At 75.6% G+C, this 14,237-nt stretch carries 1 protein-coding gene; it reads right to left on the reverse strand.

Annotated features, from left to right (window positions below; translation table 11 throughout):
• Window positions 1-43 precede the first annotated feature (43 nt).
• On the reverse strand, window positions 44-14,209 hold the full coding sequence (locus tag B4U46_RS35780; RefSeq protein ID WP_079432438.1) for a type I polyketide synthase: 14,166 nt from the start codon (window positions 14,207-14,209) through the stop codon (window positions 44-46).
• Between the last annotated feature and the right edge of the window lie 28 nt (window positions 14,210-14,237).

Below are 14,237 nucleotides of genomic sequence, written 5' to 3' on the forward strand. Positions count from 1 at the left end.
CGGCTGTCCCCTTTGCGCAAGATGTACGCGTCCATCAGGTCCATCAGGAAGTTCCGAGCTCGTTGTCGATGAAGGCGAGGACCTCGGCCGCCGAGGCGGCCTGGAGCTGCTCGGCGACACCCGCCGCCACCGTCGTGGGCTCCGGTTCGTCGTCCAGGGCGGACAGGAGGCCCTGCATCCTGGCCCTGAGTTGCGCGCGGGCGCGCTTGTCCCCCGTCAGGCCGGCGAGCGCGGCCTCCAGCCGGTCGAGTTCGGCGAGCGCGGACACGGGGGCCGCGAGGCCGTCCTCGACGAGCTGGGCCCGCAGGTGCGCGGCCAGGTCGGCGGGGGTGGGGTGGTCGAAGGCGACCGATACGGGCAGCCTCAGACCGGTGGCGGCGCCGAGCCGGTTGCGCAGCTCCACCGCGGTCAGTGACTGGAACCCGATCTCCCGGAACGGCTGGTGCTCCTCGACCTCCTCCACCGACTCGTGTCCCAGGACCGCCGCCGCCGTACGGCGGACCAGGTCCAGCAGGCGCAGGGTCTGCTCGGTCCCGGTGAGTGCGGCGAGTTCGGCGCGAAGCGCGGAACCGTCCCCGGGTTCACTCTCCTCCATCGCGTTCGTATTCGACTCGGGCGGCTCTTGTCGTGCCGTCCGGGCCGGGGCCGCGAGGGGTTCGTCGAGCCAGTAGCGGCGGTGCTGGAAGGCGTAGGTGGGCAGGTCGGTGCGCTGGGCGCCGGTGCCGTCGAAGACGGCCGTCCAGTCGACGCCGACGCCGCTCACCCAGGCCTCGGCGAGGGAGGTGTACAGGCGGCGCAGGTCGCCTTCGTCGCGGCGCAGGGTGCCGACGGCGAGGGCGTCCATCTCGGCGAGGCCGACGGCGAGGACCGGGTGCGGGCTCGACTCGATGAAGAGCCGGTGCCCGTCGGCCAGGGCCGCCTTCACGGCCTGCTCGAACAGGACCGTGTTGCGCAGGTTGCGATACCAGTAGCCGCCGTCCAGCTCTGTGCCGTCCAGCAGCTCGCCCGTCAGGGTGGAGTACATGGGGACCGCCGCCTGGCGGGGGTTCAGGCCGCTGAGCAGGTCGGCCAGTTCGGCCTCCAGCTTCTCCACGTGGGAGCAGTGGGAGGCGTACTCCACCGCGACCCGGCGGGCCCGGACCCCCTCCGCTTCGAGGACGGTGACCAGCTCGGCGCAGGCGTCCGCGTCACCGGACACGACCGTCGAGGACGGCCCGTTGACGGCGGCGACGGCCAGCCGGTCGCCGAAGGACGCGGCGATCCGCTCCGCCGCGTCGGCGGCCGGGAGACTCACGGACACCATGCCGCCCAGACCCGCGATGGCGTCGATGGCCCGGCTGCGCAGGGCCACCACCTTCGCCGCGTCCTCCAGGGACAGCGCCCCGGCCACGCACGCGGCGGCGATCTCGCCCTGGGAGTGACCGATCACGGCCGCAGGCTCGACGCCGTAGGACTTCCAGACCTCGGCCAGCGCCACCATCACCGCGAACAGCACCGGCTGGACCACGTCCACCCGCTCCAGCGGGTCGTCCGAACGCAGGACCTCGGTCAGGGACCAGTCCACATACGGCGCCAGAGCCGCCTCGCACTCCGCGATCCGCGCCGCGAACACCGGCGAGGAATCGAGGAGTTCGACGGCCATGCCGACCCACTGCGAACCCTGGCCCGGGAAGACGAACACGGGACGGGAGGAGCCGGCGCCCGCGTGGCCGCGGACGACGCCCGGGGCCTCGCGGCCCTCGGCCAGGGCGGCGAGCGCCTCGGCCGGGTCGGCGCCCAGGACCACCGCGCGGTGCTCGAAGACGGTGCGGCCGGCCGTGAGGGAGAAGCCGATGTCGACGGGGTCGAGTCCGGGCCGCTCCGCCATATGCGCGGCGAGCCGTTCCGCCTGGCCGCGCAGGGCCGCGCGGGACCGGCCGGAGAGCGTCCAGGGAACAGCGGGCAGCGTCCTGGGGGAGCCGTCCGGCGCGGCCTCGGCCTCGGCCGCGGACTCGGGGGCCTGTTCGACGATGACGTGGGCATTGGTGCCGCTGACGCCGAAGGAGGAGACGCCGGCCCGGCGCGGGCGGCCGGTCTGCGGCCATTCCCGTTCCTCGGTCAGCAGTTCCACGGCGCCCGAGGACCAGTCCACCATCGGGGACGGCTCGTCCACGTGCAGCGTCCGGGGCAGCACGCCGTGCTGGAGGGCGAGGACCGTCTTGATGACGCCGCCCACGCCGGCCGCGGCCTGCATGTGCCCGATGTTCGACTTGACGGAGCCGAGCAGCAGCGGCCGGTCGGCGGGCCTGCCCTGGCCGTAGGTGGCCAGGAGGGCCTGGGCCTCGATGGGGTCGCCGAGGGTGGTGCCGGTGCCGTGCGCCTCGACGGCGTCGACGTCGGCGGCCGACAGGCCGGCGCCGGCGAGCGCGGCACGGATGACGCGCTGCTGGGACGGACCGTTGGGGGCGGTCAGGCCGTTGGAGGCGCCGTCCTGGTTGACGGCGGAACCGCGGATCACGGCGAGGACCGGGTGGCCGTTGCGGCGGGCGTCCGAAAGGCGCTCCACCAGGAGCATGCCCGCGCCCTCGGACCAGCCGGTGCCGTCGGCGGCGGCCGCGAAGGCCTTGCAGCGTCCGTCGGGCGCCAGGCCGCGCTGGCGGGCGAACTCGGTGAAGATGCCGGGCTGTGCCATGACCGTCACACCGCCGGCCAGGGCCGCGGTGCACTCCCCGCCCCGGATCGCCTGCACCGCCAGGTGCAGGGCGACCAGCGCGGAGGAGCAGGCCGTGTCGACGGTGACCGCGGGGCCTTCGAGGCCGAAGGTGTAGGAGACGCGGCCGGAGACGACGCTGGTTGCGCTGCCGGTGAGGAGGTGGCCCTCCACGCCCTCAGGCAGGCGCATGCCGGAGCCGTACGAGGAGGAGGCGGTGCCGACGAAGACGCCGGTGCTGCTGCCGCGCAGCGTGGCCGGGTCGATGCCGGCGCGTTCGACGGCCTCCCACGAGGTCTCCAGCAGCAGGCGCTGCTGGGGGTCCATGGCGAGGGCCTCGCGCGGGGAGATCCCGAAGAACCGGGCGTCGAACTCGCCCGCCCCGGTGAGGAAGCCGCCTTCCCTGGCGTACGTGGTGCCGACGCCGTCCGGGTCGGGGTCGTAGAGCCGTTCGAGGTCCCAGCCGCGGTCGTCCGGGAGTCCGGAGATCGCGTCGCGGCCCTCGGCGAGCAGCTCCCACAGCTGTTCGGGGGTGGAGATCCCGCCGGGCAGCCGGCAGGCCATGCCGACGACGGCGATGGGGTCGTCGTCGGGGGCGGCGGCCGCCGCCCGGACCTGTTCGGCGGGTTCGGGGGTGTCCTCGTCGGCGAAGAGTTCGGCGCGCAGGTGGTCGGCGAGCGCCGCCGGCGTGGGGTAGTCGAAGATCAGCGTGGCCGGCAGGCGCAGGCCGGTGGCCGCGTTCATCCGGTTGCGCAGTTCGACGGCGGTCAGGGAGTCGAAGCCGGTCTCCTTGAACGCCTTGGCGGGCTGGACGCTCTCGGCCGTGGCGTGGCCGAGGACGGCCGCGACCTGGTCGAGGACCAGTGCCACGAGGACCCGGTCGCGTTCGGCGGCGGGCAGTGCGGCGAGCCTCTGCCGGAAGGCGGATCCGCTCTCCTGCGGGGCGGCCGTAACGGCCCGCCGGGAGGGGGTGCGCACCAGCTTCCGGAAGACGGGGGCCACGCCGCCCGCCGCGGCCTGGGCGCGCAGTGCGCCGGTGTCGACGGCGACGGGGACGACGGCGGCGTCACCGGCGGCGCGGCCCGCGTCGAACAGGTCCAGGCCCCGGCCGGGGGCGAGCGGGGCGACGCCGGAGCGGGCGATGCGCCCGGCGGTGTCGTCGGCGAGGGTGGCGAGCATGCCGCCGCTGGTGTCCCACGGTCCCCAGACGAAGGACTGGGCGGGCAGGCCGTGGGCCTGGCGGTGGGCGGCGAGGGCGTCCAGGAAGGCGTTGGCGGCGGCGTAGTTGCCCTGGCCGGGGGCGCCGAAGACGCCGGCGACGGAGGAGAACAGGACGAACGCGGACAGGTCGCTGTCGCGGGTCAGTTCGTGGAGGTTCCAGGCCGCGTCGGTCTTGGGCCGCAGCACGGCGGCGAGCCGTTCGGGGGTCAGGGCCGACAGGATGCCGTCGTCGAGGACGCCGGCGGCGTGGATGACACCGGTCAGGGGGTGTCCGGCCGGTACCGCGGCCAGGACGGCCGCCAGGGCCTCCCGGTCGGCGGCGTCGCAGGCGGCCACCGTCACCGTCCGGGCGCCCGCTTCCTCCAGGCCCGCGACGAGTTCGGCGACGCCGGGGGCGTCGGCTCCGCGCCGGGACAGCAGCAGGAGGTGGCGGACCCCGTGTGCGGTGACGAGGTGCCGGGCGACGAGGCCGCCGAGCTCTCCGGTACCGCCGGTGACGAGGACGGTGCCGTCCTGTTCCAGGGGGGCCGGGAGGGTGAGGACGACCTTGCCGGTGTGGCGTGCCTGGCTGAGGTGGCGGAAGGCCTCCCCCGCCCGGCGGACGTCCCACGAGGTCACCGGGAGCGGTTCGAGGACGCCTTCGGCGAACAGACCCAGGACTTCTTCCAGGAGTTCGCCAATGCGCTGCGGCCCGGCGTCGATCAGGTCGAAGGACTGGTACGACACCCCCGGATGGCCGGCCGCGACCTGCTCGGGATCGCGCAGATCGGCCTTGCCCATCTCCACGAACCGCCCGCCGCGCGGCAACAGCCGCAGCGACGCGTCCACGAACTCACCCGCCAGCGCATCCAGGACCACATCCACACCACGACCGTCCGTGGCCGCCAGGAACCTCTCCTCGAAGTCCAAAGTCCGCGACGAGGCGATCCGGGACGCATCCACACCCGTCCCCCGCACCACCGGCCACTTGCCCTCACTCGCCGTCGCGAACACCTCCGCGCCCAGGTGGCGGGCCACCTGCACCGCGGCCATACCCACACCACCGGCAGCCGCGTGCACCAGCACCGACTCACCCTCGGACAGACCGGCCAGCTCCACCAGCGCGTAATACGCCGTCAGGAACACCACCGGCACCGAAGCCGCCCGAGCGAACGACCAGCCCTCCGGAACCCGCGCCAGCATCCGCGCATCCGTCACCGTCACCGGCCCGAACCCGCCGACCAGCACACCCATCACACGGTCACCCACAGCCAGGCCCGAAACCCCCGGACCCACCTCCAGGACCACACCCGCACCCTCGATACCCATCGAAGCCGCACCCGGGTACATGCCCAACGCGATGAGCACGTCGCGGAAGTTCACGCCCGCGGCACGCACCGCGACCCGCACCTCACCCGCACCCAGCTCCCGCAGCGCCTCCGGGGAGGGGACGAGGGCGAGGTTCTCCAGGGTGCCGGCGCCGTCGACGTCGAGCGTCCAGGCAGGGGTGCCGGCCGGCGGGTGGAGCAGGTGGCCGGCGGCGCCGAGGCGCACCAGCCTGGGGGCGAGCAGGGCCCCGGAGCGGACGGCGATCTGCGGTTCACCGGCGGCCAGCGCGGCGGCCACGGCGGCCGGGACCGCCGGGAGGCCGCCGGCGGCGTCCGTGCCGTCCAGGTCGACCAGGCCGAACCGGCCCGGGTTCTCGGACTGGGCGGTGCGCAGGAGGCCCCAGACGGCTGCGGCCGGCAGGTCGCGTACGTCTTCGGCGGCGCGGGTCGCGACGGCGCCGCGGGTCAGCAGGACGAGCCGGGAGTCCTCGCAGCGTGCGTCGGCGAGCCATTCCCGGACCAGTTCCAGCGCCTTGCGGGCCGTCTCGTGGACCGCGCCGGCGACGTCCTCGGCGGTGCCGCCGTGGACGGCGGCGAACACGGTGGCGGGCAGCGGGGCCGTGGCGTCGGCGCGCAGCAGCGCGAGCAGCGCGGCCGGGTCGGCGTGGACGGCGGGGGCCTCGCCGGTGGCCTGGGCCGCGTCGGCGGTGACGGGCAGCGGGGCCCATTCGAGCTGGTGCAGCGCGTCGTCGCCGGTGGCGGCCGGGCGCAGCCGGGCGACGTCGACCGGCCTCAGGACGAGGGAGTCGACGGCGGCCACGGGCCGGCCGGACCCGTCGGCGAGCAGCAGGGACACGGTGTCGGGTCCGGCCGCCTTCAGTACGACGCGCAGCGCGGTGGCGCCGGTGGCGTACAGGGAGGCGCCCGACCAGAGGAAGGGCAGCAGGCCGCGGCCGGAGTCCTCGACGAGGCCGCCGAGTCCGACGGCGTGGAGCGCCGCGTCGAGCAGTGCCGGGTGCAGGCCGAACCTGCCGGCGTCGGCGGCCGCCTCTTCGGGCAGCTCCACCTCGGCGTGGACGGCGTCGGCGCCGCGCCAGGCGCGGCGCAGGCCGCGGAAGGCGGGCCCGTAGCCGAAGCCGGCGTCGGCGAGCCGTTCGTAGAGGCCGTCGACGGGTACCTCGGCGGCGCCGGCCGGCGGCCAGGCCTCAAGGTCGAAGGAGGCGGCGGGGGCGGCCGGGGCCACCACGCCGGTGGCGTGCCGGGTCCACGGCTCCTCGAACCCGGAGGTGTCGGGGCGGGCGTACGCGGTGAGGGTGCGGCGTCCGCCGTCCTCCTCGGGGCCGAGGACGACCTGGAGGTGGACCGCGCTGCCCGCGGGCAGGGTGAGCGGGGTCTCCAGGGCCAGTTCCTCGAGGTGGCCGCAGCCGAGCTGGTCGCCGGCGCGGACGGCGATCTCCACCCAGGCGGTGCCGGGCACGATGACCGTGCCGCCGACGGCGTGGTCCGCGAGCCAGGGGTGGGTGCGGGTGGAGAGGCGGCCGGTGAGGAGGGCGCCCTCGCCGTCGGCGAGCGCGACGGCGGCGCCGAGCAGCGGGTGGCCGGCCGGTGCGAGTCCGAGCCCCTTCGCGTCGCCCGTCCAGCCGCCGCGGTTCCTGGGCCAGTAGCGCTCGTGCTGGAAAGCGTACGTCGGCAGGTCGACGCGGCGCGCGCCGGTCCCGGCGAAGAAGGCCGTCCAGTCGAGGCCGGCGCCGTGGACGTGGGCGGTGGCCAGGGCGCGGAGGAGCGCCTCGCGGGCGTCGCGGCCCGTGCGCTGCGCGGGGACGAAGACGGCGTCGGCGCATTCGGCGCCCATGGCGGCGAGGACGGCGTCCGGGCCGAGTTCGACGAAGCGGGTGACGCCCTGGCCGTGGAGGGTGTTGACGCCGTCGGCGAAGCGGACGGCTTCGCGGACGTGGCGCACCCAGTAGTCGGCGGAGCACAGCTCCTCGGCGGCGGCCGGCTCGCCCGTGAGGTTCGAGACGAGGGGGATGGCCGGTGCGGCGAAGGCGACGGACTCGGCGACGGCGCGGAAGGCGTCGAGCATCGGCTCCATGAGCGGGGAGTGGAAGGCGTGGCTCACCGTCAGCCGCTTGGTCTTCACACCCCGCTCGGCGAGGGCGTCCGCGATCTCGGTGACGGCGTCGGCCACACCCGAGACGACCACCGAGGCCGGTCCGTTGACGGCGGCGATGCTGACGCCCTCGTGCCCGGCGACCAGCTCGGCGACCTCCGCCTCGGAGGCCCGTACGGACACCATGGCGCCACCCGCGGGCAGCGCCTGCATCAGCCGGCCCCGCGCGACGACCAGACGCGCCGCGTCCTCCAGGGAGAACACCCCCGCCACGTGCGCGGCGGCGATCTCGCCGACCGAATGCCCGAGCAGGGCGTCGGCCTTCAGACCCCAGCTCTCCACCAGCCGGAACAGGGCCACTTCCAGGGCGAACAGCGCCGGCTGCGTGAACTCCGTACGGTCCAGTGCGGCGGAGTCCTCGGCGAACATGACCTCCCGCAGCGGGCGGTCCAGTTCCGGGTCCACGTGCGCGCAGACCTGGTCGAGGGCCTCGGCGAAGACGGGGAAGGCCCCGTACAGCTCCCGGCCCATGCCGGCGCGCTGGCCGCCCTGGCCGGTGAAGAGGAACGCGGTGCGGCCCTCGGCGTCGGCGGTCGCGGTGAGGACGTGCGGCAGTTCGCGGCCCTCGGCGAGCGCGGCCAGGCCCTCGGCGAGCGCGGTCCGGTCGTCGGCGAGGACGACGGCCCGGTGGTCGAAGGCGGTGCGGGTGGTGGCCAGCGCGTGGGCCAGGTCGAGGAGGTCCGGGCCGTCGGGCAGCTCGCGCAGGGCCTCGGCCTGGGCGCGCAGCGCGGGTCCGCCGCGGCCGGAGACGAGCACCGGCAGCGGGCCGGCGGGGGGCGCGGTCTCCTGGGGGGCGGTGCCGGCGGGTTCGGCGGGCGGGGCTTCCTCGACGATGACGTGGGCGTTGGTGCCGCTGACGCCGAAGGAGGAGACGGCGGCGCGGCGCGGCCGGTCCTCGCGGGCCGGCCACTGCCGTTCCTCGGTGAGCAGGCGGACGGCGCCGGAGGCCCAGTCCACGTGCGGGGTCGGCTCGTCGACGTGGAGGGTGCGCGGCATCAGGCCGTGGCGCATGGCCAGGACCGTCTTGATGATGCCGCCGACGCCGGCGGCGGCCTGGGCGTGGCCGATGTTCGACTTGAGCGAGCCGAGCCACAGCGGGTCGTCGGCGTCGCGCTCCTGGCCGTAGGTGGCGAGGAGGGCCTGGGCCTCGATGGGGTCGCCGAGGGTGGTGCCGGTGCCGTGCGCCTCGACCAGGTCGACCTCGGCGGAGGTGAGGCCGGCGGCGGCGAGGGCCTGGCGGATGACGCGCTGCTGGGCGGGCCCGTTGGGGGCGGTGAGGCCGTTGGAGGCGCCGTCCTGGTTGATGGCTGAGCCCCGGACGACGGCGAGGACCTGGTGGCCGTTGCGGCGGGCGTCGGAGAGGCGTTCGACGAGGAGCACGCCGACGCCTTCGGCCCAGCCGGTGCCGTCGGCGGCGCCCGCGAAGGACTTGCAGCGGCCGTCGAGGGCGAGGCCGCGCTGGCGGGAGAAGTCGACGAAGGTGGACGGGGTGGCCATGACCATGGCCCCGCCGACGACGGCGAGCGAGCACTCGCCGCCGCGCAGCGCCTGCGCGGCGAGGTGCAGGGCGACGAGGGAGGAGGAGCAGGCCGTGTCGACGGTGATCGCCGGGCCCTCCAGGCCGAGTGCGTAGGAGACGCGGCCGGAGACGACGCTGGCCGCGTTACCGGTGCCGAGGTAGCCCTCGGCGGCTTCCGGGGCCGCCATCAGCAGGGACGGGTAGTCCTGGCCGTTGGTGCCGGCGAAGACGCCGGTGGCGCTGCCGCGCAGGGTTTCGGGGTCGATGCCGGCCCGTTCGACGGCCTCCCAGACGGTCTCCAGCAGCAGGCGCTGCTGGGGGTCCATGGCGAGGGCCTCCCGCGGGGAGATCCCGAAGAACGCGGCGTCGAACGCGCCGGCGCCGGTGAGGAATCCGCCCTCCTTGGCGTAGGAGGTGCCGGGGTGATCGGGGTCGGGGTGGTAGAGCCGTTCCAGGTCCCAGCCCCGGTCGTCGGGGAACTCGGCGACGGCGTCGGTGCCGGTGGCGACGAGTTCCCACAGCTGTTCGGGGCTGCTGACGCCGCCGGGGTAGCGGCAGCCCATGCCGACGATGGCGATGGGGTCGTCGTCGGCGGCGGTGGCCAGGCCGGCCGCGGCGACGACGTCCTCGCCGGTGCCGAAGAGCTCGCCGCGCAGGTAGTCGGCGAGGACCCGGGGGGTGGGGTAGTCGAAGACCATGGTGGTGGGCAGGCGCAGGCCGGTGGCGGCGCCGAGCCGGTTGCGCAGTTCGACGGCGGTCAGCGAGTCAAAGCCCAGTTCGCGGAAGGCCCGGCCGGCGGGCATGGCCTCGGCCGAGGCGTGGCCGAGGACCTCGGCGGCCTGGGTACGGACCAGTTCCAGCAGGACGCGGTCGCGTTCGCCCGCGGACAGGCCGGTCAGCCGGCCCTTGAGGAGGGCGGTGTGCTCGGCGCCGTCGGGGGCGGCGCTCTCCTCGGCGAGTGCCAGGCGCACCTCGGCGAGGTCGCCGATGAAGGGGCGGGGGCGGGCGGAGGTGAAGGCGGGGACGAACCGCTCCCAGTCCACGTCGGCGACGGCCGTGAGGGTCTCGTCGCCGACGACGGCCCGCTCGAGGGCGGTGACGGCGTGCTCCGGGTCCATGGCGGGCAGGCCGCGGCGGCGCAGGTGCTCCCCCGCGTGGCCGTCGGCCATGCCGCCGCCGCCCCAGGCGCCCCAGGCCACGGAGGTGGCGGGCAGTCCCCGGTCGCGGCGGTTGCGGGCCAGGGCGTCGAGGTGGGCGTTGGCCGCGGCGTACGCGCCCTGGTCGCCGCTGCCCCAGATGCTGCTGATGGAGGAGTAGAGGACGAAGGCGTCCAAGTCGTCGGGGCCGGAGAAGACGGTGTCGAGGTGGGTGGCGCCGAGGACCTTGGCGTGCAGGATCTCGGCGAGGTGGCGGGGCTCGGTGTCGGTGAGCGGGAAGAGCTGCCCGACGCCGGCGGTGTGCACGACGGAGCGCACGGGGGTGCCCCGGTCGGCGAGGGAGGCGACGAGCGCGCGCAGGGCGGTGAGGTCGGCGACGTCGCAGGCGGTGAGGGTGACGGTGGCGCCGCGGGCCTCGAGGTCCTCGCGCAGGGCGCGGGCTTCGGGGGCGTCGGGTCCGCGCCGGCTGGTCAGGACGAGGTGTTCGGCGCCCCGGTCGGCGAGGCGGCGGGCGATGCGGGCGCCGAGGGCGCCGGTGCCGCCGGTGACCAGGACGGTGCCGCGCGGGGTCCAGCCGTCTGCGGCGGGGGCGGCCGCGGTGCCGGTCGCGGGGCGCACGAGGCGGGGTACGTAGGTGCCGGCGGCGCGGACGGCCGCCTGGTCCTCCCCGTCGGCGGCGGCGAGCACCGCGGCCAGGCGGGCGCGGCCCCGCGGGTCGAGGGTGGCGGGCAGGTCGACGAGGCCGCCCCAGCGGTCGGGGTGTTCGAGGGCGGCGACCTTGCCCAGGCCCCAGACCTGGGCCTGTACGGGGCTGGTGAGCGTGTCGGAGCGGCCGGTGGCGACGGCGCCGCGGGTGGCGCACCACAGCCGTGCCGTCATGCCGGCGTCGCCGAGGGCCTGGACGAGGGCGAGGGTGGCCGCGAGGCCCGCGCGGACCACGCCGGCGCCCTCGGGCAGGAGGGTCTCGTCCAGGGCCAGGAACGAGAGCACGCCGGCGAACCGGTCCCCGTCGGGGGCGGCTTCGCCCAGGGCGGCGGTCAGGCCCGTACGGCCGGTGCCGGCGGCGGGGATCTCCAGGCGCGTCACGGTGGCGCCGGATTCCTCCAGGGCGGTGACGGATCCGGTGACGGCCGGGTCGTCCGCGTGGCCGGCGGGGACGACGACGAGCCACTGGCCGGACGGTGTGGCGGTGGTCTTCTCGACGAGCGGCTTCCAGGCGACGGCGTAGCGCCAGCCGTCCACGACGGAGCGCTCGCGCTGGCGCTTGCGCCAGGTGGAGAGCACGGGCAGCACGGCGTCGAGCAGGGGGCGCGCGGACTCCTCCGCGGCGACGGCCTGTGACAGCGCCTCCAGGTCCTGTTCCTCGACGGCGGCCCAGAACTCGGCGTCGGCCGGGTCACCGGGTGCCGGGGCGGCCGGGCCGGCGGGGGCGGGGGCCGTGGGCCAGTAGCGCTCGTGCTGGAAGGCGTAGGTGGGCAGTTCGGTGCGCCGGCCGCCGGTGGCGGCGAAGAAGGCGGGCCAGTCGACGGTGATGCCGTGGACATGGGCGCGGCCGAGGGCGGCGACGGCCGACTCGGCCTCGTCGCGGCCCTTGCGCAGCACGGGGGCGTACACGGCGTCGGGGGCGGTGTCGGCGGCCATCGCGGACAGGACGCCGTCCGGGCCGAGTTCGACGAAGCGGGTGACGCCCTGGCCGTGGAGGGTGTTGACGCCGTCGGCGAAGCGGACGGCTTCGCGGACGTGGCGCACCCAGTAGTCGGCGGAGCACAGCTCCTCGGCGGCGGCCGGCTCGCCCGTGAGGTTCGAGACGAGGGGGATGGCCGGTGCGGCGAAGGCGACGGACTCGGCGACGGCGCGGAAGGCGTCGAGCATCGGCTCCATGAGCGGGGAGTGGAAGGCGTGGCTCACCGTCAGCCGCTTGGTCTTCACACCGCGCCCGGCGAGGGCGTCCGCGATCTCGGTGACGGCGTCGGCCACACCCGAGACGACGACCGAGGAAGGCCCGTTGACGGCGGCGATGCTGACGCCCTCGTGCCCGGCGACCAGCTCGGCGACCTCCGCCTCGGAGGCCCGTACGGACACCATGGCGCCACCCGCGGGCAGCGCCTGCATCAGCCGGCCCCGCGCGACGACCAGACGCGCCGCGTCCTCCAGCGGGAACACGCCCGCCACGTGGGCGGCGGCGATCTCGCCGACCGAATGCCCGAGCAGGTGGTCGGGCTTCAGGCCCCAGCTCTCGACGAGCCGGAACAGGGCCACTTCGAGGGCGAACAGCGCCGGCTGCGTGAACTCCGTGCGGTCGAGTTCGGCGGAGTCCTCGGCGAACATGACCTCCCGCAGGGAGCGCCCCAGCTGCGGGTCCACGGCGGCGCAGACCTGGTCGAGGGCCTCGGCGAAGACGGGGAAGGCCCCGTACAGCTCCCGGCCCATGCCGGCGCGCTGGGCGCCCTGGCCGGTGAAGAGGAAGGCGGTGCGGCCGGCGACCGGCTGTCCGAGGGTGCCGCCGCCCTGGGCGAGCGCCTCGACGGCCTCCAGCAGGGCGGCCGGGTCGCGGCCGACGAGGACGGCACGGTGTTCGAAGGCGTGCCGGGTGGTGGCCAGGGAGACGCCCACGTCGGCGGGGTCCAGTCCGAGGTGGACGCGCAGGAACCCGGCGAGGCGTTCTGCCTGGGCGCGGACCCCCGCTTCGGAGCGGCTGGAGAGTACCCACGGCACGACGGCGCCGCGGGCGGACGGCTCGGGTTCGGGCCGGGCTTCGGCGCGGGCCTCTTCGACGATGACGTGCGCGTTGGTGCCGCTGATGCCGAACGAGGAGACTCCGGCCCGGCGGGGCCGGTCCTCGCGGGCGGGCCAGGTGCGCCGCTCGGTGAGCAGTTCGACGCGGCCGGCCGTCCAGTCGACGTGCGACGACGGCTCGTCGACGTGCAGGGTCTTGGGCAGCACGCCGCGGCGCATCGCCTCGACCATCTTGATGACGCCTGCGACGCCGGCGGCGGCCTGGGTGTGGCCGATGTTGGACTTCACGGAGCCGAGCCACAGCGGGTCGTCGGCGTCGCGGCCCTGGCCGTAGGTGGCGAGGAGGGCCTGGGCCTCGATGGGGTCGCCGAGCGCGGTGCCGGTGCCGTGGGCCTCGACCGCGTCGATCTGGTCGGAGGACAGGCGTGCGTCGGCGAGGGCCTGGCGGATGACCCGCTGCTGGGAGGGGCCGCTGGGGGCGGTGAGGCCGTTGGAGGCCCCGTCCTGGTTGACGGCGGAGCCGCGGATGACGGCGAGGACGGGGTGGCCGTTGCGGCGGGCGTCGGAGAGCTTCTCGACGACCAGCAGGCCGACGCCCTCGGCCATGCCCATGCCGTCGGCGGCCTCGGCGAACGCCTTGCAGCGCCCGTCGCGGGCGAGGGCCCGCTGGCGGCTGAACTCCAGGAACCCGCCGGGGTTGGACATGACGGTGACGCCGCCGGCGAGGGCCAGCGAGCAGTCGTCGTTGCGCAGCGCCTGGCAGGCGGTGTGCAGGGCGACGAGGGACGAGGAGCAGGCCGTGTCGAGCGTGACGGCCGGGCCTTCGAGGCCGAGGGTGTAGGACAGGCGGCCGGAGAGGACCGAGGTGACGCTGCCGGTCAGGGCGTGCCCCTCGGAGCCGTCGCCGGAGCGGCCGAGGCCGATGCCGTAGCCCTGCGCCGCCGCGCCGACGAAGACGCCGGTGCGGCTGCCGCGCAGTGCGGCGGGTCCCAGGCCGGCCCGTTCGAACGCCTCCCAGGACGTTTCCAGCAGCAGGCGCTGCTGGGGGTCCATGGCCAGGGCCTCGCGGGGGGAGATCCCGAAGAAGGCGGGGTCGAAGTCGGCGACGCGGTCGAGGAAGCCGCCCTCGCGCGCGTACGTCGTACCCGGGTGGTCCGGGTCCGGGTCGTACAGCCGCTCCAGATCCCAGCCGCGGTCGGCCGGGAACCCGGAGACGGCGTCGCCCTCGGCGGACAGGAGCTGCCACAGGTCCTCCGGGGAGCTGACGCCCCCCGGGAAGCGGCAGCCCATCCCGATGATGGCGATGGGCTCCTGCTCCTCGGACTCCACGTCACGCAGCCGCTGACGTGTCTGGTGCAGTTCGGCTACCACCCTGGTGAGGTAATCCCGAAGCTTTTCCTCGTCCGCCATCGAACGTCGCTCCCCTTGAGTTGGTCAG

This window comes from Streptomyces katrae (assembly GCF_002028425.1).
Classification (GTDB): Bacteria; Actinomycetota; Actinomycetes; order Streptomycetales; family Streptomycetaceae; genus Streptomyces; species Streptomyces katrae_A.

Coding starts and splice junctions, on each gene's coding strand:
- B4U46_RS35780 (WP_079432438.1), bottom strand. CDS start 14,209: ATGGCGGACGAGGAAAAGCTTCGGGATTACCTCACCAGGGTGGTAGCC.